The organism is Escherichia sp. HH091_1A, assembly GCF_030295175.1.
Classification (GTDB): domain Bacteria; phylum Pseudomonadota; class Gammaproteobacteria; order Enterobacterales; family Enterobacteriaceae; genus Escherichia; species Escherichia coli_F.
In genome coordinates, this window is sequence record NZ_AP025747.1 from 4,583,102 (window position 1) to 4,609,143 (window position 26,042).

General features: G+C 51.0%; 24 protein-coding genes and 1 pseudogene. 8 read left to right on the forward strand and 17 right to left on the reverse strand.

Annotated elements, in window-relative coordinates; translation table 11 throughout:
- Positions 1-67: 67 nt before the first annotated feature.
- The 14 genes from QUF14_RS22830 to asnC form a co-directional block, all read right to left on the reverse strand.
- Positions 68-766 (reverse strand): Bax inhibitor-1/YccA family protein, encoded by a 699-nt coding sequence (locus QUF14_RS22830; protein WP_000008757.1) that lies wholly within the window; start codon positions 764-766, stop codon positions 68-70.
- Between the two features lie 196 nt (positions 767-962).
- The gene (locus QUF14_RS22835; protein WP_001251965.1) at positions 963-1,382 is read right to left on the reverse strand and encodes a F0F1 ATP synthase subunit epsilon; all 420 of its coding nucleotides are present in this window, start codon (positions 1,380-1,382) and stop codon (positions 963-965) included.
- 20 nt (positions 1,383-1,402) lie between these two features.
- Complete coding sequence (gene atpD / locus QUF14_RS22840) at positions 1,403-2,785, reverse strand: F0F1 ATP synthase subunit beta (RefSeq protein WP_000190506.1); 1,383 nt, start codon at positions 2,783-2,785, stop codon at positions 1,403-1,405.
- Between the two features lie 26 nt (positions 2,786-2,811).
- Positions 2,812-3,675, reverse strand: coding sequence for a F0F1 ATP synthase subunit gamma (atpG, locus tag QUF14_RS22845; RefSeq protein WP_000896498.1), 864 nt, complete (start codon positions 3,673-3,675; stop codon positions 2,812-2,814).
- 50 nt (positions 3,676-3,725) lie between these two features.
- Positions 3,726-5,267: a F0F1 ATP synthase subunit alpha gene (gene atpA, locus QUF14_RS22850; RefSeq protein ID WP_001176745.1), complete on the reverse strand. Its 1,542-nt coding sequence runs from the start codon at positions 5,265-5,267 to the stop codon at positions 3,726-3,728.
- Positions 5,268-5,279: 12 nt separating this feature from the next.
- A complete protein-coding gene (gene atpH / locus QUF14_RS22855) occupies positions 5,280-5,813 on the reverse strand; it encodes a F0F1 ATP synthase subunit delta (protein ID WP_001288587.1) in 534 nt (177 codons plus the stop codon).
- Positions 5,814-5,827: 14 nt separating this feature from the next.
- The gene (gene atpF / locus QUF14_RS22860) at positions 5,828-6,298 is read right to left on the reverse strand and encodes a F0F1 ATP synthase subunit B (protein ID WP_001052219.1); all 471 of its coding nucleotides are present in this window, start codon (positions 6,296-6,298) and stop codon (positions 5,828-5,830) included.
- 61 nt (positions 6,299-6,359) lie between these two features.
- A complete protein-coding gene (gene atpE / locus QUF14_RS22865; protein ID WP_000429386.1) occupies positions 6,360-6,599 on the reverse strand; it encodes a F0F1 ATP synthase subunit C in 240 nt (79 codons plus the stop codon).
- Between the two features lie 46 nt (positions 6,600-6,645).
- Entirely contained in the window at positions 6,646-7,461 is an 816-nt protein-coding gene (atpB, locus tag QUF14_RS22870; protein ID WP_000135618.1) for a F0F1 ATP synthase subunit A, read from the reverse strand.
- A gap of 8 nt (positions 7,462-7,469) precedes the next feature.
- Positions 7,470-7,850 (reverse strand): F0F1 ATP synthase subunit I, encoded by a 381-nt coding sequence (atpI, locus tag QUF14_RS22875; RefSeq protein WP_000116699.1) that lies wholly within the window; start codon positions 7,848-7,850, stop codon positions 7,470-7,472.
- A gap of 616 nt (positions 7,851-8,466) precedes the next feature.
- Positions 8,467-9,090, reverse strand: coding sequence for a 16S rRNA (guanine(527)-N(7))-methyltransferase RsmG (rsmG, locus tag QUF14_RS22880; RefSeq protein ID WP_000932856.1), 624 nt, complete (start codon positions 9,088-9,090; stop codon positions 8,467-8,469).
- A 63-nt stretch (positions 9,091-9,153) separates the two neighbouring features.
- A complete protein-coding gene (gene mnmG, locus QUF14_RS22885) occupies positions 9,154-11,043 on the reverse strand; it encodes a tRNA uridine-5-carboxymethylaminomethyl(34) synthesis enzyme MnmG (protein WP_000499779.1) in 1,890 nt (629 codons plus the stop codon).
- A 378-nt stretch (positions 11,044-11,421) separates the two neighbouring features.
- Positions 11,422-11,865, reverse strand: a complete 444-nt coding sequence (gene mioC / locus QUF14_RS22890; protein ID WP_000763742.1) for an FMN-binding protein MioC — start codon at positions 11,863-11,865, stop codon at positions 11,422-11,424.
- Positions 11,866-11,954: 89 nt separating this feature from the next.
- Positions 11,955-12,413 (reverse strand): transcriptional regulator AsnC, encoded by a 459-nt coding sequence (gene asnC / locus QUF14_RS22895; RefSeq protein WP_000432970.1) that lies wholly within the window; start codon positions 12,411-12,413, stop codon positions 11,955-11,957.
- Positions 12,414-12,564: 151 nt separating this feature from the next.
- Here asnC and asnA point away from each other — a divergent pair, with 151 nt between their 5' ends.
- The gene (asnA, locus tag QUF14_RS22900) at positions 12,565-13,557 is read left to right on the forward strand and encodes an aspartate--ammonia ligase (protein ID WP_000845090.1); all 993 of its coding nucleotides are present in this window, start codon (positions 12,565-12,567) and stop codon (positions 13,555-13,557) included.
- Between the two features lie 4 nt (positions 13,558-13,561).
- Here the strand turns inward: asnA and viaA are convergent, their stop codons facing one another.
- Both viaA and ravA read right to left on the reverse strand, forming a co-directional pair.
- On the reverse strand, positions 13,562-15,013 hold the full coding sequence (gene viaA / locus QUF14_RS22905) for an ATPase RavA stimulator ViaA (RefSeq protein WP_000956610.1): 1,452 nt from the start codon (positions 15,011-15,013) through the stop codon (positions 13,562-13,564).
- The gene (gene ravA / locus QUF14_RS22910; RefSeq protein WP_024212079.1) at positions 15,007-16,503 is read right to left on the reverse strand and encodes an ATPase RavA; all 1,497 of its coding nucleotides are present in this window, start codon (positions 16,501-16,503) and stop codon (positions 15,007-15,009) included. The genes viaA and ravA overlap by 7 nt, the downstream gene beginning before the upstream one ends.
- Before the next feature lie 222 nt (positions 16,504-16,725).
- On the opposite strand from ravA, the pseudogene kup reads away from it, so the two are divergent.
- The 7 genes and pseudogenes from kup (at position 16,726) to rbsR (ending at position 24,628) form a co-directional block, all read left to right on the forward strand.
- Positions 16,726-18,593, forward strand: a pseudogene (gene kup / locus QUF14_RS22915) (low affinity potassium transporter Kup).
- Positions 18,594-18,759: 166 nt separating this feature from the next.
- Positions 18,760-19,179, forward strand: coding sequence for a D-ribose pyranase (gene rbsD, locus QUF14_RS22920; RefSeq protein ID WP_001355071.1), 420 nt, complete (start codon positions 18,760-18,762; stop codon positions 19,177-19,179).
- A gap of 7 nt (positions 19,180-19,186) precedes the next feature.
- Positions 19,187-20,692: a ribose ABC transporter ATP-binding protein RbsA gene (gene rbsA / locus QUF14_RS22925; protein ID WP_000387760.1), complete on the forward strand. Its 1,506-nt coding sequence runs from the start codon at positions 19,187-19,189 to the stop codon at positions 20,690-20,692.
- Between the two features lie 4 nt (positions 20,693-20,696).
- Entirely contained in the window at positions 20,697-21,662 is a 966-nt protein-coding gene (gene rbsC / locus QUF14_RS22930) for a ribose ABC transporter permease (protein ID WP_000211858.1), read from the forward strand.
- Between the two features lie 24 nt (positions 21,663-21,686).
- Entirely contained in the window at positions 21,687-22,577 is an 891-nt protein-coding gene (gene rbsB, locus QUF14_RS22935; protein ID WP_001056273.1) for a ribose ABC transporter substrate-binding protein RbsB, read from the forward strand.
- A gap of 125 nt (positions 22,578-22,702) precedes the next feature.
- A complete protein-coding gene (rbsK, locus tag QUF14_RS22940) occupies positions 22,703-23,632 on the forward strand; it encodes a ribokinase (RefSeq protein ID WP_001361088.1) in 930 nt (309 codons plus the stop codon).
- A gap of 3 nt (positions 23,633-23,635) precedes the next feature.
- Positions 23,636-24,628: a ribose operon transcriptional repressor RbsR gene (gene rbsR / locus QUF14_RS22945; RefSeq protein WP_000224481.1), complete on the forward strand. Its 993-nt coding sequence runs from the start codon at positions 23,636-23,638 to the stop codon at positions 24,626-24,628.
- Here the strand turns inward: rbsR and mdtD are convergent.
- Positions 24,594-26,021 (reverse strand): multidrug transporter subunit MdtD, encoded by a 1,428-nt coding sequence (mdtD, locus tag QUF14_RS22950; RefSeq protein WP_001280843.1) that lies wholly within the window; start codon positions 26,019-26,021, stop codon positions 24,594-24,596. The two genes, rbsR and mdtD, sit on opposite strands and share 35 nt — an antisense overlap.
- Positions 26,022-26,042: the final 21 nt, after the last annotated feature.

Sequence of the window (26,042 nt, forward strand, 5' to 3'; positions counted from 1 at the left end):
CTCTTATTTCGATCAATGAATAAACGGGAAAACCAGCGAATAATTTCGCTGGTTTATACAAGCAGGGTTAATCGCGGGACATGAAAATGCGCAGAACATACCAGAACATGGTAGCGATAGAGGCGAAGAGATGTAGCGCCGCGCCTGCCGGACGATCGGTAGGATAATGATGAATAATATTAGACGTGTCGTACAGCACGAAGCCAGCACACAACAGCACCATTGCCGCCGAGAACCAGACGCCCAGTGAGAATCCCATAAAAATGCTCGCGATAATGGCACCGAAAGCGATAAAGCCCGCCATGGTTAAAAACGAACGCATGAAAGAGAAATCTTTTTTGGTCGTGAAGGCAGTGAATGTCAGACCCCCCACAAGCAGTGCTGTGGTGATGCCCGCCGCGCCAATAATTGCTGGATTAATATACGCTGCCAGTGTCAGTAAAGGTGCAAAAATTAACGCTTCTGCCAGTACGTATATCCCCAGTCCAATCAGTTGGGTCTGATTAGACTCCACATTATCTGCCAGACGAGTCGCCAGCATGCTGACCAGAATAAAAGCACCCAGCACCACCAGCCAACCAAACTGACCACTGTTCATCAGCACCCTAAGCATCATTTTGCCAAGCCCACTAAAGATAAACAGCGCGCTGAGAATGATGAACCCGACAACTGCCCCAGCCAGATGCATATAAGCACGGCGGATAAAGGTGGCGCGATCGGTCATCACAACCGGTTGGACACCTTCAAAAGACGTTTTAAAAGACATAGATATGATCCCTCATATAATTATAGAAATAATAATAACAACAGGGACGATATCACTATGGAGAAAAGGTGACAATTAACGACTTAACAAGACGCTAACTTTTTGATGAATAATATAATTTTTGTATCAATCAGCAAAATACATATAAAAAAGCCAGTCTGTTTCCAGACTGGCTTTTGAGCTTTTCAAGCCGGTGTTACATCGCTTTTTTGGTCAACTCGATAACGCGCAACTGCGCGATCGCTTTGGCCAGTTCCGCAGACGCCTGAGCGTAATCTACGTCGCCGTGAGAGCTGCTAATGTGCTCTTCAGCCTTACGTTTCGCTTCCATGGCTCGCGCTTCGTCGAGATCCTGGCCGCGAATTGCGGTGTCGGCCAGAACGGTCACGTTGCCAGGCTGCACTTCAAGAATGCCGCCAGACAGATAGATAAACTCTTCGTGACCGTGCTGTTTCACGATGCGAATCATACCAGGCTTAATGGCGGTGAGCAGCGGTGCGTGGCCCGGGTAAATGCCCAGTTCACCTTCGCTACCCGTTACCTGGATTTTCTCGACCAGACCAGAGAACATTTGTTGCTCTGCGCTGACGACGTCCAGGTGGTAAGTCATTGCCATATCACCCTCCGATTAAGGCGTTAAAGTTTTTTGGCTTTTTCCACTGCTTCTTCGATGGAACCGACCATGTAGAACGCCTGCTCCGGCAGGTGATCGTATTCGCCTTCCATGATGCCTTTAAAGCCACGGATGGTGTCTTTCAGGGAGACGTATTTACCCGGAGAACCGGTGAATACTTCTGCCACGAAGAACGGCTGGGACAGGAAGCGCTGGATCTTACGAGCACGCGCTACCACCAGTTTGTCTTCTTCAGACAGTTCATCCATACCCAGGATGGCGATGATGTCTTTCAGTTCCTGATAACGTTGCAGGATGGACTGAACGCCACGCGCGGTGTCGTAGTGTTCCTGACCAACCACCAGCGGGTCCAGCTGACGGCTGGTAGAGTCCAGCGGGTCAACGGCCGGGTAGATACCCAGAGACGCGATCTGACGGCTCAGTACCACGGTTGCGTCAAGGTGCGCAAAGGTGGTTGCCGGAGACGGGTCAGTCAAGTCATCCGCAGGTACGTATACCGCCTGTACGGAGGTGATAGAACCAGTTTTGGTGGAGGTGATACGTTCCTGAAGAACGCCCATCTCTTCCGCCAGGGTCGGCTGATAACCTACCGCTGAAGGCATACGGCCCAGCAGTGCGGATACTTCCGTACCGGCCAGGGTGTAACGATAGATGTTGTCAACGAACAGCAGAACGTCACGACCTTCGTCACGGAATTTCTCAGCCATGGTCAGGCCGGTCAGTGCAACGCGCAGACGGTTTCCCGGCGGCTCGTTCATCTGGCCATATACCAGGGATACTTTGTCGATAACGTTGGAGTCGGTCATTTCGTGGTAGAAGTCGTTACCCTCACGAGTACGTTCACCTACGCCCGCAAACACAGAGTAACCGGAGTGCTCGATCGCGATGTTACGGATCAGCTCCATCATGTTTACAGTTTTACCTACACCCGCACCACCGAACAGACCGACTTTACCGCCCTTAGCGAACGGACACATCAGGTCGATAACTTTGATACCGGTTTCCAGCAGTTCCTGAGAGTTTGACAGCTCTTCGTAGGAAGGTGCTGCGCGGTGAATCGCCCAACGCTCTTCTTCACCGATCTCGCCTTTCATGTCGACCGGTTCACCCAGTACGTTCATGATACGGCCCAGAGTCGCTTTACCGACCGGGACTTCGATCGGGTGTTCGAGGTCTTTTACATCCAGACCGCGACGCAGACCGTCGGAGGAACCCATTGCGATGGTACGCACGATACCGCCCCCGAGCTGCTGCTGAACTTCCAGCACCAGACGCTCATTACCATTTTGCACCTCAAGAGCATCGTACACGCGCGGTACGGCATCCTGAGGGAATTCGACGTCAACTACGGCGCCGATTACCTGGACAATCTTTCCAGTAGCCATCTTAAATCCTCTACGAAATAACCTGTTTAAACCGCGGCGGCCCCCGAGACGATCTCGGTGAGTTCCTGAGTAATGCTGGCCTGACGAGCTTTGTTGTATACCAACTGCAGCTCTTTAATCAGGCTGCCGCCATTGTCGGTCGCGGCTTTCATCGCCACCATACGGGCGGCCTGCTCGCTGGCCAGGTTTTCAACCACGCCCTGATAAACCTGAGATTCGACATAACGACGCAGCAGGGTATCCAGCAACGCCTTCGGATCGGGTTCGTACAGGTAATCCCAGGATTTATGTTTCAGATCATCATCATCTGATGCCGGTAACGGCAGCAGCTGGCTGATGGTCGGAACCTGAGACATGGTGTTAATAAATTTGTTGCTGACAATGTAAAGCTTGTCCAGACGGCCTTCGTCGTAGGCCTGCAACATCACTTTTACCGGACCGATCAGTTCGGACAGGGAAGGGTTATCCCCCATGCCGGTGACCTGGGCAACAACATTGCCGCCCACGGAGTTGAAGAACGACACGCCTTTTGAGCCGATCATTGCGAGGTCGCATTGAACGCCTTTGTCGGTCCAGGTCTTCATTTCCGCCAGCAGTTTTTTGAACAGGTTAATGTTCAAACCACCGCACAAACCACGGTCGGTCGACACCACCAGGTAGCCCACGCGTTTAACGTCGCGGTCTTCCAGGTATGGGTGCTTATATTCCAGATTACCGTGTGCAAGGTGACCAATCACTTTGCGCATGGTTTCTGCATAAGGACGGCTGGCCGCCATGCGATCCTGCGATTTACGCATTTTGGAAGCGGCGACCATCTCCATCGCTTTAGTGATCTTTTGCGTGTTCTGGACGCTTGCGATCTTACTACGTATCTCTTTTGCGCCGGCCATGAGCTTCTCCTCAATGCCTTGCGGCCTGCCCTAAGGCAAGCCGCCAGACGTTACCAGGATTGGGTTGCTTTGAAGGAATCGAGGATGCCTTTCAGCTTGCCTTCGATTTCGTCGTTGTAGCCACCGGTCTGGTTGATCTCTTGCATCAACGGAGCGTGATCACGGTCGACGTAAGCCAGCAGAGCGGCTTCGAAGCTGCCGATTTTCGACAGTTCAACATCCGCCAGGTAACCACGTTCTGCTGCGAACAGAACCAGAGACTGTTGCGCTACGGACATCGGCGCATACTGTTTCTGTTTCAGCAGTTCGGTCACTTTCTGACCGTGGTCAAGCTGCTTACGTGTTGCATCGTCAAGGTCGGATGCAAACTGAGAGAACGCTGCCAGTTCACGATACTGTGCCAGAGCGGTACGGATACCACCGGACAGTTTTTTCATGATCTTGGTCTGTGCTGCACCACCAACACGGGATACGGAAATACCCGGGTTAACCGCAGGACGAATACCGGCGTTGAACAGGTTGGTTTCCAGGAAGATCTGACCATCGGTAATGGAGATTACGTTAGTCGGAACGAACGCAGAAACGTCACCCGCCTGAGTTTCGATAATCGGCAGCGCGGTCAGAGAACCGGTTTTCCCTTTCACTTCACCTTTGGTGAAGGCTTCAACGTATTCGGCGTTAACACGCGCAGCACGCTCCAGCAGACGAGAGTGGAGGTAGAATACGTCGCCCGGGAATGCTTCACGTCCTGGCGGACGACGGAGCAGCAGGGAGATCTGACGGTAAGCAACAGCCTGTTTAGACAGGTCATCGTAAATGATCAGCGCATCTTCACCGCGGTCACGGAAGTATTCACCCATTGCGCAACCGGCATACGGCGCCAGGTATTGCAGTGCAGCGGATTCAGACGCGGTTGCTACCACAACGATGGTGTTAGCCAGTGCGCCGTGCTCTTCCAGTTTACGTACCACGTTAGAAATAGTGGACGCTTTCTGGCCGATAGCGACATAGATACATTTGATACCGGAATCGCGCTGGTTAATGATGGCATCGATTGCCAGTGCGGTTTTACCGGTCTGACGGTCACCGATGATCAATTCACGCTGACCACGACCGATTGGGATCATGGAGTCAACGGCTTTATAACCGGTCTGTACCGGCTGATCTACGGACTGACGTTCGATAACGCCCGGGGCGATAGCTTCTACAGCAGAGAAGCCGTCGTGATCCAGCGGACCTTTACCGTCGATTGGTGCACCCAGAGTGTTAACCACACGGCCCAGCAGGCCACGGCCAACCGGAACTTCCAGGATACGGCCAGTACACTTAACTTTCATGCCTTCGGCAAGGTCAGCGTACGGACCCATAACAACCGCACCTACAGAGTCACGCTCGAGGTTCAGTGCGATAGCGTAACGGTTACCCGGCAGGGAGATCATTTCACCCTGCATACAATCGGCCAGGCCGTGGATGCGGATAACACCGTCACTTACAGAAACAATAGTACCTTCGTTGTGAGCTTCACTCACAACATTGAACTGAGCAATGCGCTGCTTGATCAGTTCGCTGATTTCGGTGGAATTCAGTTGCATGCTCCAGTCCCCTTAAGACTGCAAGACGTCTGCAAGGCGCTCAAGACGACCGCGTACGCTGCCATCAATGACCATATCACCCGCTCGGATGATAACGCCTGCCATTACAGACTTATCGATTTTGCAATTCAGCTTAACTTTGCGTGACAGACGTTTTTCCATCGCAGCAGAAATTTTCGCGAGCTGTTGTTCACTCAACGCGGCAGCGGAAATGACGTCTACCTCAGCGGTAGCCTCACTCACAGCACGCAGGTGAATAAACTGCTCCAGAACATCCGGGAGCGCATTAAGACGACCATTTTCAGCCATAACCCGAATCAGGTTCTGACCGTTTTCGTCCAGTTGCTCACCACAAACTGCGATAAACGACTCGGCGAGCGTTTCTGGCGCAAGCGCGCCAGAGAGAAGCTCTGCCATTTGTTCGTTTTTGGTTACCTCGGCGGCAAACGCCAGCATGTCCTGCCAGCGTTCTACACTTTGGTGTTCGACGGCAAAGTCAAAAGCTGCTTTGGCGTAGGGGCGAGCTACCGTAATAAATTCAGACATCAGCCCCTCCCTCCTTACAGTTCAGCGACAAGTTTATCCACGATGTCGCTGTTAGCAGCTTCATCCACGGAACGTTCGATGATCTTCTCGGCGCCAGCAACAGCCAGGATAGCAACTTGCTTACGCAGCTCTTCACGGGCACGTTTACGCTCGGCTTCAATTTCCGCCTGCGCCTGGGCCACGATTTTAGTACGTTCCTGCTCTGCTTCAGCTTTAGCTTCGTCCAGAATCTGCGAGCGGCGTTTGTTCGCCTGCTCGATGATTACCTGGGCTTCCGCTTTCGCTTTTTTCAGCTGGTCGGTCGCGCTGGCCTTTGCAAGGTCAAGGTCCTTATGTGCTCGTTCTGCGGAAGCAAGGCCGTCAGCAATTTCTTTTTGACGTTTTTCGATGGCTGCCATTAATGGCGGCCATACGTACTTCATGCAGAACAGAACGAACAGGACAAACGCGATGGCCTGGCCGAGGATTGTTGCGTTAAGATTCACAGCACAATGCCTCTATTTAGTTAACGTTCTGATATTGCTCTTTAAATAAAAGCAACGCTTACTACGCGACAGCGAACATCACGTACAGACCCAGACCTACAGCGATCATCGGGATAGCATCCACCAGACCCATAACGATAAAGAACTGAGTACGCAGCAGAGGAATCAGATCAGGTTGACGCGCTGCGCCTTCCAGGAATTTACCCCCGAGGATGCCGATACCGATCGCAGCACCGATTGCCGCCAGACCCATCATCACAGCGGCAGCCATGTACAGCAGATCCATATTCAGGTTTTCCATGACAGTCTCCAGTTTGTTTCAGTTAAAACGTAGTAGTGTTGGTAAATTAATGTTCTTCAGACGCCATCGACAGATAGACGATCGTCAGAACCATGAAGATGAAGGCTTGCAGCGTAATGATCAGGATGTGGAAAATGGCCCACGGCACATTCAGGATCCACTGTGACCACCACGGCAACAGACCAGCAATCAGAATGAAAATCAGCTCACCGGCATACATGTTACCGAACAGTCGCAAACCGAGTGAAACTGGTTTGGACAGCAGGCTTACCCCTTCAAGGATTAAGTTGACAGGAATGAACGCCCAGTGATTGAACGGCTGCAGCGTCAACTCTTTCGTGAAGCCGCCGATGCCTTTCATTTTGATGCTGTAGAACAGAATCAGGATAAATACGCCCAGAGCCATAGACAGCGTTACGTTCACGTCCGCAGACGGAACCACACGCAGTGCTGGCAGCCCCAGTACATGTTCAGCGATGTACGGCAGCAGATCGATAGGCAGTAAGTCCATCAAGTTCATCAGGAATACCCAGACGAAAATCGTCAGGGCCAGCGGAGCAATCAGCTTGCTTTTGCCATGGTACATGTCTTTCACGCTACCATTAACAAAGCCGATCACCAGCTCAATCGCGGTCTGAAACTTACCTGGCACGCCGCTGGTCGCCTTTTTGGCTACACTACGGAATAAAACCAGGAACAACAGACCCAGCACCACCGAGAAGAACATGGAGTCAATATTAATTGTCCAGAAGGTGGCTGGGGGGTTATGCGGATCCACCAGCGAGAATGTACGCAGGTCCAGCTGAAGGTTATTCAGGTGGTGTCCTATGTAATCCTGCGGCGTCATATTTTCTGAAGCCATGATGCCTTTTACCCTTTGTTGTTAATTACAGCCGGTGCCAGTATCTGAACCACCAGCACCAAAACCCACGTAACGATCAGCGGCAAGAATACCGCCTTTAAAACCGCCAACGCCACCACCAGTAACACCAACATCGCCAGAACTTTAAAAGCTTCGCCAAATGCGAATGTCCAGGCCACCCGGCCTTTCGCTGGTGTATGTGCCTGGTGACGCCAGGCAAATATCATAAACAAAACGTTAGGCAGAAAGACTGCCAGGCCTCCACTTAATGCAGAGACGCCCCAGAAGGGGTCTTTGAGGCTGAACAGCAATCCACTTGCTATCACCACCAGTAACTGAACGAGCAGAAGCTTCCGAGCAACGTTTCGACTCACGAGCGACACAGACATCACGTTTTTCACTCCTGCTCCCTTCGAGGTATGCCGCGTGTCGTATAAAACTTTCTTTAAGGCTTAGAGTCAAGCATCAAAAAGCGGTCAAATTATACGGTGCGCCCCCGTGATTTCAAACAATAAGTAGCCAAAAGGTGAATAAATGTTTAAATATTTTTCCAGTGCATACAATTGCGACTTTTCTGCTAACGCTGTTCGATCATGAAAAACTGTAAATAACGCGTAAACACTGGCGATAAAGCGTGCTTCAGATCACATATTGAGCATGTTCGCGCACAGCATATTTATTTACTTGGCAAATGATGCCATTGCAAGTTTATGATATTTAAGTCCAAAAACAGACACTCTTTTAATAAGTGACATTTACACAACAAAAACCACCCATTGACATTTTTAATAATGTTTTAACAGATGATTATGGTTCTTAGCGCCGATTTTTAGCAGCCTGATATTTTCACTGCTGACTTATTTTCTGCTTACCCAAAAAAGCCACGTTACTTTGTTGATGCAAAAGAGTGAACGTGGCGTTAAATGTAACCAGTTATATCAGTAGAAAACCTGGTTGTTGTTAACAGTCTAACCGGTCATTTTTTTATGTTTTTTTTGATAAAAATTAAATTTTATTTGCTTTAATCACCACCAGATGACGTTCGCCATCCAGGGCCGGAACGTGAAGTTTAACCACTGATTCGACCTGATATTCTTCGGGCAACAAAGCGATTTCATCTTCCGGTATTTGGCCTTTCAGCGCGTAGAAACGACCTTGCTCACCAGGAAGATGGTGGCACCAGCTCACCATATCGTTCAGAGAGGCAAAGGCGCGGCTAATTACGCCATCAAATGGCGGCTCAGAAGGAAACTCTTCTACCCTGCTCTGTACTGGCTCAATATTCTCCAGTTTAAGCTCATGTTGCACCTGACGAAGGAAACGCACGCGTTTACCAAGGCTATCCAACAACGTGAAATGGGCTTCAGGGCGCACGATAGAGAGTGGAATGCCAGGCAGTCCTGGTCCGGTGCCGACATCGATAAACCGTTCACCTTGCAGATACGGTGCCACCACAATGCTATCGAGAATATGGCGTACCAGCATCTCATTAGGATCGCGGACCGAAGTCAGGTTGTACGCTTTATTCCACTTATGCAGCATATTCACGTAGGCAATAAGCTGGTTTTTCTGGTGATCGGTAAGCGAAATTCCTGCGTCTTTCAGCAGAGAGGAGAGTTTGTTGAGCACGGTGATTACCTGTTCTTGATGCGTAGCCCGGTAAGCGGGTGCTTACCAGGCATTTTTAATGCGTTATGCGCTACGACGCAGCATACCCTGTTTTTTTAGCCACACCAGTAGAATGGAGATGGCAGCAGGCGTGACGCCAGAAATACGCGAAGCCTGACCGATAGAAGCCGGTTTGTGATCGTTAAGTTTGGCGATCACTTCGTTAGAAAGACCGGATACCTGGCGGTAATCCAGCGTCGCTGGCAGCAAGGTATTCTCGTTACGCTGCTGCTTTTCGATCTCATCTTGCTGGCGCGCAATATAACCTTCGTATTTAACCTGAATCTCAACCTGTTCCGCCGCCTGTTCGTCTGTCAACGCAGGGGCAAAAGGCGTCAGCATGGTTAATTTTTCATAAGTCATTTCCGGACGACGCAGCAGATCTTCACCACTGGCTTCACGGGAAAGCGGCGCAGTCAGGTGAGCATTCACGTCGGCTGCAGCTTCCGCCGACGGGGTTACCCATGTCGATTTCAGACGCTGACGCTCACGCTCGATGTTCTCAAGCTTCTCGTTAAAGCGCGCCCAACGTTCGTCATCCACCAGGCCCAGTTCACGACCGATTTCAGTCAAACGCAGATCCGCATTATCTTCGCGTAGCATCAGGCGATATTCTGCACGCGAGGTAAACATACGGTACGGTTCTTTGGTTCCTAAAGTGCACAGGTCATCAACCAGTACACCGAGATACGCCTGAGAACGCGCCGGAGCCCAACCTTCTTTGTCAGCAGACAGACGGGCAGCGTTAAGACCGGCCAGCAAACCTTGCGCAGCGGCTTCTTCGTAACCGGTAGTGCCGTTAATCTGACCAGCAAAGAACAGCCCCTGGATAAACTTGCTCTCCAGCGTCGGTTTCAGGTCGCGTGGATCGAAGAAGTCATACTCAATGGCATAACCCGGACGCACGATCTTCGCGTTTTCCATCCCCTGCATGGAGCGGACGATTTGCATCTGCACATCGAACGGCAGGCTGGTGGAGATACCGTTCGGATAAATTTCGTTAGAGGTCAGCCCTTCCGGTTCAAGGAAGATCTGATGCTGATTTCTGTCGGCGAAGCGCATGACTTTGTCTTCGATCGACGGGCAGTAGCGTGGGCCGACACCTTCGATCACCCCTGCGTACATTGGGCTACGATCGAGGTTACTGCGGATCACATCATGGGTTTTCTCGTTGGTATGAGTGATATAACACGGCACCTGCTGTGGATGCTGGGACGCATTGCCCATAAACGAGAATACCGGCATTGGGTTATCGCCATGCTGTTGCGCCAGCACGCTGAAGTCGATAGTACGCGCATCAATACGCGGCGGTGTCCCGGTTTTCAGACGACCAACGCGCAGCGGCAGTTCACGCAAACGGCGAGAAAGCGGAATGGACGGCGGATCACCAGCACGGCCACCGCTGTAGTTATCCAGACCGATGTGAATTTTACCGTCGAGGAACGTCCCAACGGTGAGCACGACGGCTTTGGCACGGAACTTCAGTCCCATTTGGGTAACAGCACCGACCACGCGATCGTTTTCGACAATAAGATCTTCAACCGCCTGCTGGAAGATCATCAGGTTCGGTTGGTTCTCCAGCGCCGTACGTACCGCCTGACGGTAGAGCACACGATCCGCCTGAGCTCGGGTAGCGCGAACTGCCGGTCCCTTGCTTGCGTTTAGTATCCTAAACTGGATACCCGCCTGATCGATCGCTTTCGCCATCAGGCCGCCGAGTGCATCCACTTCTTTTACCAGATGTCCCTTCCCAATACCGCCGATCGCCGGGTTGCAGCTCATCTGCCCCAGAGTGTCGATATTGTGTGTCAAAAGCAGAGTCTGTTGACCCATACGCGCCGCGGCCATCGCGGCCTCGGTGCCTGCATGACCCCCGCCAATGATGATGACGTCAAAAGGATCCGGATAAAACATGGTGATTGCCTCGCATAACGCGGTATGAAAATGGATTGAAGCCCGGGCCGTGGATTCTACTCAACTTTGTCGGCTTGAGAAAGACCTGGGATCCTGGGTATTAAAAAGAAGATCTATTTATTTAGAGATTTGTTCTATTGTGATCTCTTATTAGGATCGCACTTCCCTGTGGATAACAAAGATCCGGCGTTTAAGATCAACAACCTGGAAAGGATCATTAACTGTGAATGATCGGTGATCCTGGACCGTATAAGCTGGGATCAGAATGAGGGGTTATACACAACTCAAAAACTGAACAACCGTTGTTCTTTGGATAACTACCGGTTGATCCAAGCTTCCTGACAGAGTTATCCACAACAGATCGCACGATCTGTATACTTATTTGAGTAAATTAATCCACGATCCCAGCCATTCTTCTGCCGGATCTTCCGGAATGTCGTGATCAAGGATGTTGATCTTCAGTGTTTCGCCTGTCTGTTTTGCACCGGAATTTTTGAGTTCTGCCTCGAGTTTATCGATAGCCCCACAAAAGGTGTCATATTCACGACTGCCAATACCGATAGCGCCAAAGCGGACCGCAGAAAGATCGGGCTTCTGTTCCTGCAATGCTTCATAGAAAGGAGAAAGGTTGTCCGGAATATCTCCGGCACCGTGGGTTGAGCTGATAACCAGCCAGATCCCCGAGGCAGATAAATCTTCCAACAGCGGACCGTGCAGCGTTTCGGTGGTAAAACCCGCCTCTTCCAGCTTTTCAGCCAAGTGTTCTGCTACATATTCGGCACCGCCGAGGGTGCTGCCGCTGATAAGAGTGATATCTGCCATAAACCGCCACCTTTATTAAGAGTGGCGTATTGTACGCTGTGAACGCGTTGGGATCTACCTGTGGAAAAGTATGGGATTAAAAAAGCCGATCATGGCTTAATGGTACGCATGATCGGGTTCTGCAGGACGATCAGTGTCTCAGTGGACTGAATTTCATCAATTGTTTGGATCTTGTTGATAAGTACATGCTGGAGAGCATCGATCGAACGGCACATCACTTTGATAAAGATGCTGTAGTGGCCAGTTGTGTAATAGGCTTCAGTGACTTCATCGAGGCTTTCCAGCTTTGCCAGCGCGGAAGGATAGTCTTTGGCGCTCTTTAATATAATGCCGATAAAGCAGCCTACGTCATAACCGAGCTGCTTCGGGCTGACATCAATACGTGCCCCGGTAATGATCCCCGCCTGCTTCATTTTCTCTACACGAACGTGAATCGTCCCCGGACTGACGCCAAATTGTTTCGCCAGTTCGGCGTAAGCGGTACGCGCATTACCCATTAATGCTTCCAGGATGCCGCGGTCCAGATTGTCGATCAGATAATTTTCCATAGGATTTTCTTATGCAGATTGAAGAATCACTCTATTTTAGCCTTATTTTTTAATGAATCAAAAGTGTGTGAGGCTTTTTATTGAATGATTATTGCATGTGTGTCGGTTTTTGTTGCTTAATCATAAGCAACAGGACGCAGGAGTATAAAAAATGAAAACCGCTTACATTGCCAAACAACGTCAAATTAGCTTCGTGAAATCTCACTTTTCTCGTCAACTGGAAGAACGTCTGGGGCTGATCGAAGTCCAGGCGCCGATTCTTAGCCGTGTGGGGGATGGCACGCAGGATAACTTGTCGGGCTGTGAAAAAGCGGTGCAGGTAAAAGTGAAAGCTCTGCCTGATGCCCAGTTCGAAGTGGTTCATTCACTGGCGAAGTGGAAACGTCAGACCTTAGGGCAACATGACTTCAGCGCGGGCGAAGGGCTATACACGCACATGAAAGCCCTTCGCCCCGATGAAGACCGTCTTTCCCCGCTGCACTCGATCTATGTAGACCAGTGGGACTGGGAGCGCGTAATGGGCGACGGCGAGCGTCAATTCTCGACTCTGAAAAGCACGGTAGAGGCGATCTGGGCGGGAATTAAAGCAACCGAAGCTGCAGTTAGCGAAGAGTTTGGCCTGGCACCGTTCCTGCCGGATCAGATCCACTTCGTACACAGCCAGGAGTTACTGGCTCGTTATCCGGATCTCGATGCCAAAGGACGTGAGCGGGCGATTGCGAAAGATCTTGGCGCGGTATTCCTCGTCGGGATTGGCGGCAAGTTGAGTGATGGTCATCGTCACGACGTGCGCGCACCGGATTATGATGACTGGAGCACCCCGTCAGAGCTGGGCCATGCGGGTCTGAACGGCGATATTCTGGTATGGAACCCGGTACTGGAAGATGCGTTTGAGCTTTCTTCCATGGGGATCCGCGTGGATGCCGATACGTTGAAACATCAGCTGGCGCTGACCGGTGATGAAGATCGTCTGCAGCTGGAGTGGCATCAGGCGCTGCTGCGCGGTGAAATGCCGCAGACCATCGGCGGCGGTATCGGGCAGTCTCGTTTGACCATGCTGCTGCTGCAACTGCCACATATCGGCCAGGTTCAGTGTGGTGTATGGCCGGCAGCTGTTCGCGAGAGCGTCCCTTCTCTGCTGTAATTGTTTATCGCCGCCAGCGTCTGAGCAGGCGGCTTCGCATCCCGGTATCAAAGCGCCAGATATGATCGAAAATGCGCATGATGCCGGGTTTGCCATGTGCCGACATCGCCACGGCATGAAAGCGATGCTGATGTACCCGCTGCAACTCTTTCACTTTGCTCGTCACGTCGTCAGGCAACCGCTGGGCGATAAAATCAGAAATCACCACCGCATCGGCGTCAAACCACTCCCGACTTTGCAAGCGTTCCATAATGGCGCGGAAACAACTGGCAAGATCGGTACCGCCACGAAACTGCTGGCTTAAAAAACGGATTGCTTGTTCGATGCCTTGTGGGCCTGAAAGCTCATAACGGACGATCTCGGTGGAAAATAACATAATAAAGCAGCGACGATTTTCAGCGAGGGCTATGCGCATCAATGCCAGACAGAACGCTTTCGCACACTGTTCATTAAAGCCGCCCATTGAGCCGGAAGTATCCACGCAGACAATAAACGGTCCGCGCGGCTGTTCGTCGTAATCTTTATGAACTACCGGGCGTTCGATAACTTTTTCACGCCACGACTCACCGTGAAGGCGATAGGTGAGCAATTGTTTTTCCACCAGCCGACGATAAAACTCATATTCCAGTTCCGTTATCCCCAGCGTCGCCAATTCCGGTGGTAGAAGGCGTAAAATATCGTCGCTTTGTTGCAGTCCATCAACCTGCTCAGGAACGGTCGCCGGTTCGCGCACCATGGTACGGAAGGTTTCCATCTGCGCATCGTTACGGGGTATCGATTTGGCTTCCCGGGAACGCCCCAGTTGGTCTGCCAGTCGTTTCAGTTCCGGCTGTTCGTTAAGAAATTCACCGTATTTCACAATCAACTGATAGTCGCCACGTTTAAGCTGACCGGCGCTCATATCCCACAGACGACCAGCTGCGGTATTATTATCTGCGAGAATCGGTTCAAGTTGCCCGCTCAGCGTCATGCGTTCCTGAACTTCACTCAACAGTTGTTCGCGTTCTTCTTCTAATAGCTGTTGATTTAACGTCGTTGCTTGCACGATCAGACTTAAACGCCAACGCTGGAGAAAAAGTGTGTGTAACGCTGAAGTGATCGTGCTGTTAGCATCAACCAACTGTCGGGCTTGTTCTGCCCATGGGGAATTCAGACGATGCAGTAAGTCCAGGATCTGTGGTAGCTGCACAATAAACTGCGGCGTGGAGAGGAGCTGGCTTTCCTGATAGCACATCACCTCTTCGGTGAGTTCCGGCGGGACTCGGGCATCTTTCAGCCGACTGCGCAGCGCCTCACGCCAGCGGGGAACATCATCAGTGATTGCCGCCTTCAGTCGTGGGAATTTTTCAAAGAAGACTGCCAGCTGCGGTGAGGCCAGCAGCGCGATGATCATCTCTTCGATCAATCCCTCTTCGCTGACGGCCAGCATCACATTAAGCGTATCCAGCGTTAGCATTGTTGTGCCTGGCGAATCTGGGTGCCGACATCCTGTAGGCTGGCTTCAATGCGACCTAACCAGTCGCCAGGGATAAACAGACATTTTTGCTGTTCGCTGAATAAAGCGTGTTGCTTGCGCCAGTCGCTTTCAAGCTCTTCCAGTTGTTGTTTTATTTCACCTGGCAGACCTTCAGCCGATGAACCGGGAAGTGCCAGCGTACTGCCTTGTAAACTTACATCGCGTACGACAAGATGTTGGGCGCTATCAACTTCCAGATTCAGTTTCTGGGCAAAGCCGATACCGTTCAGTTTGCCGCGAATTTCACCACCTCTGCTCAGCCACTGTTCCAGCGCGCTACGCTCAAAGGAGATATGAACCACTTCCATATCATGCAGTTTTAACGGTTTTTGCAGCAGCAGAGTCAGAGTGGAAGCAGTAACGTTAACAGGGAGTTGATACTGCTGACGACGGCTGAAAATGCCGCCCAGACGAATTACCGTTAAGGCTGTTTTATCGCTTTGTTGCTGCTGTAGTTGCAGGTGACGTTGCACAATCGCGCCCAGGCGGGTCAACATCCCTTGCTGTTGCCAGGCATGACCGGTCATCAATACATCAATTTGTTGTTGTATCAAATTCAGGCTTTGCGCGTCATACCACAGGCAATCTTTCAGCAAAATGAGATCTACCGGGGCAACAGCACTGCGACCGCTAAAAAAGGCGCTGGCCTGCAATAAGCGGATCGCTTTTTTCCAGCGACGATCCGAGACATAAGGCGCATCCGGTAATTTATCCATTTGCTGGCGCAGCATAAAAATCAGCTCAAATACATGATCGGGCAGCGTAATTTCACCAATCTCTTTCTGCCAGCGTTCATATTCTTCATCAGTGACCTGCAAGGAGGCAGGAACCGGATTGTCATTTTCATCCTGTTGACTGGTCAGCATGGAGCGGAAATTCGCTTTATCCTGCACTTTATCTAACCACAGACGAATCAGCATGCGGTCATATAACGCTTCCAGACTGCTGTCTGCTTCCGGCAGCTCGTTGGAGGCCGCCACCAGCAGACGCATCGGGATTTTTTCTACGTGTGCACCGTTACGGAACTGGCGCTCGTTAATGGCGGTGAGCAAGGTATTAAGAATTGCCGGGCCCGCTTTCCAGATCTCATCCAGAAAGACGATTTCTGCTTCCGGCAGGTAACCGCTGGTTAAACGTTCATAGCGCCCTTCATCTTTTAGCGCCTGAATAGAAAGGGGACCAAAAACTTCTTCCGGCGTGGAGAAGCGGGTCATCAGATATTCAAACGCGCGGGCATTCTGAAAGGCGAATTTTAAGCGCCGAGCGATCAAACTTTTGGCAATGCCTGGCGGGCCAAGGAGGAACACACTTTCACCACTTAATGCCGCTAATAAACACAAGCGGATGGCGTGGCTACGTTCATAAAGCCCCTTTTCCAACGAACTGCTCAGGCGGGAAATTCTTTCCGCTAATAAATGAGGGTGAGCCATAATGAAGTGGCGTCCTTTCGTCAAAAGTTCTGCGTAAATTGCGAGTATAGACGTTTCTTGCTGGTGGCTAAAATAGTCTCAAAAGAGGTCTATTTTTCTTTGAGCCAGGTTAATGTGGCCGCATTTAGGAGTACGATTTTGTCGTTAATCGTGCATACTGTGCGCTTTTTTGTGGGCCAAGGGACTAAGCACACATTTCATATTTCAACGAAAGACTAGTCTATGAGCACTGATAATAAGCAATCGTTGCCCGCGATTACCCTCGCGGCGATTGGAGTTGTCTACGGCGATATTGGTACCAGCCCGTTATATACACTTCGTGAATGTTTGTCCGGCCAGTTTGGTTTTGGCGTTGAACGCGATGCCGTGTTTGGCTTTTTATCGCTGATCTTCTGGCTGCTAATCTTTGTGGTTTCCATTAAATATCTCACCTTCGTGATGCGGGCAGATAACGCCGGTGAGGGGGGATCCTGACGTTGATGTCGCTTGCCGGGCGTAATACGTCAGCGCGAACCACATCAATGCTGGTGATTATGGGGCTAATCGGCGGCAGCTTTTTCTATGGTGAAGTCGTCATAACACCCGCTATTTCGGTGATGTCTGCCATTGAAGGTCTGGAAATCGTCGCCCCGCAGCTGGATACCTGGATAGTTCCCCTCTCAATCATCGTTCTCACTTTACTATTTATGATTCAAAAACATGGCACGGCTATGGTCGGTAAGCTGTTTGCGCCGATCATGCTGACCTGGTTTTTGATTCTGGCAGTACTGGGGTTACGTAGCATTATTGCTAACCCAGAAGTGCTGCATGCGCTGAATCCGATGTGGGCGGTGCATTTCTTCCTTGAATATAAAACGGTTTCGTTTATTGCGTTAGGGGCAGTGGTGCTGTCGATTACGGGGGTAGAGGCGCTGTATGCTGATATGGGGCACTTTGGTAAGTTCCCGATTCGTCTGGCGTGGTTCACCGTCGTATTGCCCTCCTTAACTCTTAATTACTTCGGTCAGGGAGCGCTGTTGTTAAAGAACCCGGAAGCAATTAAGAACCCGTTCTTCCTGTTGGCACCGGACTGGGCGCTGATCCCGCTGCTGATCATCGCCGCACTGGCGACGGTAATTGCCTCGCAGGCGGTTATTTCTGGCGTCTTCTCATTGACGCGTCAGGCGGTACGTCTGGGATATTTGTCGCCGATGCGCATTATTCACACCTCCGAAATGGAGTCAGGGCAAATCTATATTCCGTTTGTGAACTGGATGCTCTATGTCGCGGTCGTGATTGTGATTGTCAGCTTTGAGCACTCCAGCAACCTGGCGGCGGCGTACGGGATTGCGGTAACCGGAACCATGGTACTGACGTCTATTCTCTCAACTACCGTGGCACGTCAGAACTGGCACTGGAATAAGTATTTTGTTGCGCTGATCCTGATTGCTTTCCTTTGTGTTGATATTCCATTGTTCACCGCTAACCTCGATAAACTGCTATCAGGCGGCTGGTTGCCATTGAGCCTCGGTACGGTGATGTTTATCGTGATGACCACCTGGAAGAGCGAACGTTTCCGCTTGCTGCGGCGGATGCATGAACATGGTAACTCTCTGGAAGCGATGATTGCTTCGCTGGAGAAGTCACCGCCCGTTCGCGTGCCTGGGACCGCGGTGTATATGTCACGTGCAATCAACGTCATTCCCTTTGCGCTGATGCATAACCTTAAACATAACAAGGTATTGCATGAGCGGGTGATTCTGTTAACTCTGCGCACCGAAGACGCGCCTTATGTCCATAACGTCCGTCGGGTACAGATTGAACAACTGTCGCCCACTTTCTGGCGCGTGGTGGCAAGTTATGGTTGGCGAGAAACGCCAAACGTGGAAGAAGTATTCCACCGCTGCGGTCTGGAAGGATTAAGTTGCCGGATGATGGAAACCTCCTTCTTTATGTCGCATGAGTCGTTGATCCTCGGCAAACGTCCGTGGTATTTGCGTTTGCGCGGCAAGCTGTATTTGCTGTTGCAACGTAATGCGCTGCGCGCACCGGATCAATTTGAAATCCCGCCAAACAGGGTTATCGAACTGGGTACTCAGGTCGAAATTTAACGCCAGACGCCTCCTTTCTCCATAAGGGGGCGTTTTTGTTTTCATGGTTAATCACCATGTAAAACGTTTCGATGTTGATCACATTTCCGTAACGTCACGATGGTTTTCCCAACTCAGTCAGGATTAAACTGCGGGTCAGCGAAACGTTTCGCTGATGGAGAAAAAAATGAAAAAAGGCACCGTTCTTAATTCTGATATTTCTTCGGTGATCTCCCGTCTGGGACATACCGATACGCTGGTGGTGTGTGATGCTGGTTTACCCATCCCCAAAAGTACAACGCGTATCGATATGGCATTAACCCAGGGGGTACCTTCTTTTATGCAGGTGCTGGGCGTCGTCACAAATGAAATGCAGGTCGAGGCTGCCATTATCGCGGAAGAGATCAAACAACATAATCCGCAACTCCACGAAACGTTGCTCACTCACCTTGAGCAGCTGCAAAAACACCAGGGAAATACCATTGAAATTCGTTACACCACGCATGAACAATTCAAACAACAAACCGCAGAAAGTCAGGCGGTAATTCGCAGCGGAGAATGTTCTCCGTATGCGAATATCATTCTCTATGCTGGCGTGACGTTCTGAGGCCGTCATGGAAGCATTACTTCAGCTTAAAGGCATCGATAAAGCCTTCCCGGGCGTAAAAGCCCTCTCGGGCGCAGCGTTAAATGTCTATCCTGGCCGCGTGATGGCGCTGGTGGGCGAAAACGGCGCGGGTAAATCCACCATGATGAAAGTGCTTACTGGTATCTATACTCGCGATGCCGGTACGCTTTTATGGCTGGGGAAAGAAACGACGTTTACCGGACCGAAATCATCCCAGGAAGCCGGCATTGGAATCATCCATCAGGAACTGAACCTGATCCCGCAGTTAACCATTGCCGAAAACATTTTCCTCGGTCGTGAGTTTGTTAATCGCTTTGGCAAAATTGACTGGGAAACCATGTATGCCGAAGCGGATAAATTGCTGGCTAAACTTAACCTGCGTTTTAAAAGTGACAAGCTGGTGGGCGATCTTTCCATCGGTGACCAGCAAATGGTTGAAATTGCCAAAGTGCTGAGCTTTGAGTCGAAAGTCATCATTATGGATGAACCGACCGATGCGCTGACCGATACCGAAACCGAATCCCTGTTCCGCGTCATCCGCGAGCTGAAATCGCAAGGCCGCGGTATTGTCTATATCTCCCACCGCATGAAAGAAATCTTCGAAATTTGCGATGACGTTACTGTTTTTCGTGACGGGCAATTTATTGCTGAGCGCGAAGTGGCATCACTGACCGAAGATTCGCTGATTGAGATGATGGTGGGCCGCAAGCTGGAAGATCAATATCCACACCTGGACAAAGCGCCGGGAGATATCCGCCTGAAAGTCGATAATCTCTGCGGACCTGGCGTTAACGATGTCTCTTTAACTTTACGCAAAGGCGAAATTCTTGGCGTCTCTGGTTTGATGGGCGCAGGTCGTACCGAACTGATGAAAGTGCTCTACGGCGCACTGCCGCGCACCAGCGGTTACGTCACCCTGGATGGGCATGAAGTCGTTACCCGTTCACCGCAGGATGGCCTGGCAAACGGCATTGTGTATATCTCCGAAGACCGTAAACGTGACGGTTTAGTGCTGGGTATGTCAGTAAAAGAGAATATGTCGCTGACCGCGCTGCGCTACTTCAGCCGCGCTGGCGGCAGTTTGAAGCATGCCGATGAACAGCAGGCAGTGAGTGATTTTATTCGTCTGTTTAATGTGAAAACGCCGTCGATGGAACAGGCAATTGGTTTGCTCTCCGGTGGCAATCAGCAAAAAGTGGCGATTGCCCGTGGACTGATGACACGCCCCAAAGTGTTGATTCTTGATGAACCTACCCGTGGCGTAGATGTCGGCGCGAAAAAAGAGATCTATCAACTGATTAACCAGTTCAAAGCCGATGGCTTGAGCATCATTCTGGTGTCATCGGAGATGCCAGAAGTATTAGGCATGAGCGATCGCATCATCGTCATGCATGAAGGGCATCTCAGCGGGGAATTTACTCGTGAGCAGGCCACCCAGGAAGTGTTAATGGCTGCCGCTGTGGGCAAGCTTAATCGCGTGAATCAGGAGTAAAAAAATGACAACCCAGACTGTCTCTGGTCGCCGTTATTTCACGAAAGCGTGGCTGATGGAGCAGAAATCGCTTATCGCTCTGCTGGTGCTGATCGCGATTGTCTCGACGTTAAGCCCGAACTTTTTCACCATCAATAACTTATTCAATATTCTCCAGCAAACCTCAGTGAACGCCATTATGGCGGTCGGGATGACGCTGGTGATCCTGACGTCGGGCATCGACTTGTCGGTAGGTTCTCTGTTGGCGCTGACTGGCGCAGTGGCTGCATCTATCGTCGGCATTGAAGTCAATGCGCTGGTGGCTGTCGCTGCCGCTCTCGCGTTAGGTGCCGCTATTGGTGCGGTAACCGGGGTGATTGTAGCGAAAGGTCGCGTCCAGGCGTTTATCGCTACGCTGGTTATGATGCTTTTACTGCGCGGCGTGACCATGGTTTATACCAACGGTAGCCCAGTGAATACCGGCTTTACTGAGAACGCCGATCTGTTCGGCTGGTTTGGTATTGGTCGCCCGTTGGGCGTACCAACGCCAGTCTGGATCATGGGAATTGTGTTCCTCGCGGCCTGGTACATGCTGCATCACACACGTTTGGGGCGTTACATCTACGCGCTGGGCGGCAACGAAGCGGCTACACGTCTTTCTGGTATCAACGTCAATAAAATCAAAATCATCGTCTATTCTCTTTGTGGTCTGCTGGCATCGCTGGCCGGGATCATTGAAGTGGCGCGTCTCTCCTCCGCACAACCCACGGCGGGGACTGGCTATGAGCTGGATGCCATTGCTGCGGTGGTTCTGGGCGGTACGAGTCTGGCGGGCGGAAAAGGTCGCATTGTTGGGACGTTGATCGGCGCATTAATTCTTGGCTTCCTTAATAATGGATTGAATTTGTTAGGTGTTTCCTCCTATTACCAGATGATCGTCAAAGCGGTGGTGATTTTGCTGGCGGTGCTGGTAGACAACAAAAAACAGTAATAACGACTACAGGACATCTTGAATATGAACATGAAAAAACTGGCTACCCTGGTTTCCGCTGTTGCGCTAAGCGCCACCGTCAGTGCGAATGCGATGGCAAAAGACACCATCGCGCTGGTGGTTTCCACGCTTAACAACCCGTTCTTTGTATCGCTGAAAGATGGCGCGCAGAAAGAGGCGGATAAACTCGGCTATAACCTGGTGGTGCTGGACTCCCAGAATAACCCGGCGAAAGAGCTGGCGAACGTGCAGGACTTAACCGTTCGCGGCACCAAAATTCTGCTAATTAACCCGACCGACTCCGACGCAGTGGGTAATGCTGTGAAGATGGCTAACCAAGCGAACATCCCGGTTATCACTCTTGACCGCCAGGCCACGAAAGGTGAAGTAGTGAGCCATATTGCTTCTGATAACGTACTGGGCGGCAAAATCGCGGGTGATTATATCGCGAAGAAAGCGGGTGAAGGTGCCAAAGTTATCGAGCTGCAAGGCATTGCCGGTACCTCCGCAGCTCGTGAGCGTGGCGAAGGTTTCCAGCAGGCCGTTGCTGCTCACAAGTTTAATGTTCTTGCCAGCCAGCCAGCGGACTTTGACCGCACCAAAGGTTTGAACGTAATGCAGAACCTGTTGACCGCTCATCCGGATGTTCAGGCTGTGTTCGCGCAGAATGATGAAATGGCGCTGGGCGCGCTGCGCGCACTGCAAACTGCTGGTAAATCGGATGTGATGGTCGTCGGATTTGACGGTACACCGGATGGCGAAAAAGCGGTGAATGATGGCAAACTAGCAGCGACTATCGCTCAGCTACCCGATCAGATTGGCGCGAAAGGCGTCGAAACCGCCGATAAAGTGCTGAAAGGCGAGAAAGTTCAGGCTAAGTATCCGGTTGATCTGAAACTGGTTGTTAAGCAGTAGTTTTAATCAGGTTGTATGACCTGATGGTGACATAAATACGTCATCGACAGATGAACGTGTAAAATAAAGAAAAGCAGGGCACGCGCCACCCTAACACGGTGGCGCATTTTATGGACATCCCGAATATGCAAAACGCAGGCAGCCTCGTTGTTCTTGGCAGCATTAATGCTGACCACATTCTTAATCTTCAATCTTTTCCTACTCCAGGCGAAACCGTAACCGGTAATCACTATCAGGTTGCATTTGGCGGCAAAGGCGCTAATCAGGCTGTGGCTGCTGGGCGTAGCGGTGCGAATATCGCGTTTATTGCCTGTACGGGTGATGACAGTATTGGTGAGAGCGTTCGCCAGCAGCTCGCCACTGATAACATCGATATTTCTCCGGTGAGCGTGATCAAAGGCGAATCAACAGGTGTGGCGCTGATTTTTGTTAATGGCGAAGGTGAGAATGTCATTGGTATTCATGCCGGCGCTAACGCAGCCCTTTCCCCTGCGTTGGTGGAGGCGCAACGTGAGCGTATTGCTAACGCATCGGCATTATTAATGCAGCTGGAATCACCACTCGAAAGTGTGATGGCAGCGGCGAAAATCGCCCATCAAAATAAGACTATCGTTGCGCTTAACCCAGCTCCGGCTCGTGAACTTCCTGACGAACTGCTGGCTCTGGTGGACATTATTACGCCAAATGAAACGGAAGCAGAAAAGCTCACCGGTATTCGCGTTGAAAATGATGAAGATGCAGCGAAGGCCGCGCAGGTACTGCATGAAAAAGGTATCCGTACCGTACTGATCACCTTAGGAAGTCGTGGTGTGTGGGCTAGCGTGAATGGTGAAGGTCAGCGCGTTCCTGGATTCCGGGTGCAGGCTGTCGATACCATTGCTGCCGGAGATACTTTTAACGGCGCGTTAATCACGGCGTTGCTGGAAGAAAAACCGTTGCCGGAGGCGATTCGTTTTGCTCATGCCGCCGCAGCGATTGCTGTAACGCGCAAAGGCGCACAACCTTCCGTTCCATGGCGTGAAGAGATCGACGCATTTTTAGACAGGCAGAGGTGACGCTTGGCTACAATGAAAGATGTTGCCCGCCTGGCGGGCGTTTCTACCTCAACAGTTTCTCACGTCATCAATAAAGATCGCTTCGTCAGTGAAGCGATTACTGCCAAAGTTGAAGCGGCAATTAAAGAACTCAATTACGCGCCATCAGCTCTGGCGCGTAGCCTCAAGCTCAATCAGACTCGAACCATTGGCATGTTGATTACTGCCAGTACCAATCCTTTTTATTCTGAACTGGTGCGTGGCGTTGAACGCAGCTGCTTCGAGCGCGGCTATAGTCTTGTTCTTTGCAATACCGAAGGCGATGAGCAGCGGATGAATCGTAATCTGGAAACGCTGATGCAAAAGCGCGTTGATGGCTTGCTGTTACTGTGCACCGAAACGCATCAGCCTTCGCGTGAAATCATGCAACGTTATCCGACAGTGCCTACCGTGATGATGGACTGGGCACCGTTCGATGGCGACAGCGATCTTATACAGGATAACTCGTTGCTGGGCGGAGACTTAGCAACGCAATATCTGATCGATAAAGGTCATACCCGTATCGCCTGTATTACCGGCCCGCTGGATAAAACTCCGGCGCGCCTGCGGTTGGAAGGTTATCGGGCGGCGATGAAACGTGCGGGTCTCAACATTCCTGATGGCTATGAAGTCACTGGTGATTTTGAATTTAACGGCGGGTTTGACGCTATGCGCCAACTGTTATCACATCCGCTGCGTCCTCAGGCCGTCTTTACCGGAAATGACGCTATGGCTGTTGGCGTTTACCAGGCGCTATATCAGGCAGAGTTACAGGTTCCGCAGGATATCGCGGTGATTGGCTATGACGATATCGAACTGGCAAGCTTTATGACGCCACCATTAACCACTATCCATCAACCGAAAGATGAACTGGGGGAGCTGGCGATTGATGTACTCATCCATCGGATAACCCAACCGACCCTTCAGCAACAACGATTACAACTTACTCCGATTCTGATGGAACGCGGTTCGGCTTAGATTTACGCTGTCTTTTGATCAAATTATTACCATCGGTTGTTTTCAGAAGCATGAACATTGCTGCTGAAGCAACAGTAATAATGCCCATTGTGATAAACGTATAGTGGAATTGTTCGACAGTCGTTGTGCCTTCCATCCCTTCATAAACGCGAAGGACGGCCGCACTTACAGCAACGCCTAAACTGATAGACAGTTGCTGCGTGACCGCCAGAACACTGTTACCGCTGCTGGCGTTGTCATCGGTCAGATCGGCAAGTGTGATGGTATTCATCGCGGTAAATTGCGTCGACATAGCCATCCCTAATATAAACAACGGCAAGATCAGCATCCATATCGCCATTGCTGGTGATTGCAAAGAGAACTGAGCGATCATTAGCCCAATAATTACCGTGATCCCCACTAACGTATGGCGATAGCCCAGACGACGTAAGACTTGGGTAACCATCGATTTTGCAATAATGGAACCTAACGCTGTCGGTGCCATCATACAGCCGGCAATAAACGCCTGATAACCAAATCCTACCTGTAACATCAATGGCATAAGGAACGGTACACAGCCGGTCCCCAGACGGGTTGCAATATTGCCTACTATACCGATCGAGAAAGTGCGGGTTTTAAATAAATCTAATGAAATTAATGGGTTTAGCGTGCGTCGTGCATGGAGAATATAGAGAAGCAGTAACCCGATGCTGGTGACAATTACCGTCAAGGCAATCCAACTGGCGACAATCTTTTCACCGAATAGCTCTATTCCGCTTGAGAAGAGAACAAGGCTGAGGCCAAACAGCAAAAAGCCAGTGATATCGAATCTGCGTCGTGCGGTGGTGAAATTGGGCATATGTTTGCGCGCGTAAAGAAGGCCGGCAATACCTATGGGGATATTGATTAAAAATATCCAGTGCCAGGTTGCCCAGGTGACCAGCACGCCGCCAAGTACGGGGCCTAAAATTGGCCCCACCAGACCCGGCATGGCGACAAAATTCAATACAGGAAGAAGCTCATTACGAGGATAAGCGCGCAGCAAGGCCAGCCGAGCAACAGGCATCATCATTGCGCCACCTATCCCCTGAATAACCCGGAAGACAACCAGCTGTGGTAGCGAGTTAGAAAGTGCGCAGGCCAGAGAACCCAATGTGAACAGACTCACGGCAAGGGTAAATATGCGACGCGTACCGAAGCGATCGGCTAGCCATCCGCTTACCGGAATAAGCATCGCCACCGTCAGCGTGTAACTGATGATGGCTGATTGCATCGCGAGAGGAGAACGATTAAGGCTATGAGCGATTGCGGGTAAGGCGGTATTCAGAATAGTGGCATCAAGTGCCTGCATGAAGAAGGCCATCGCCGCGATCCACGGCAAACCCGCCATACTGCGCTTCTTTTTATCGCTCATTCAATGTCCTGTTATCGGGGT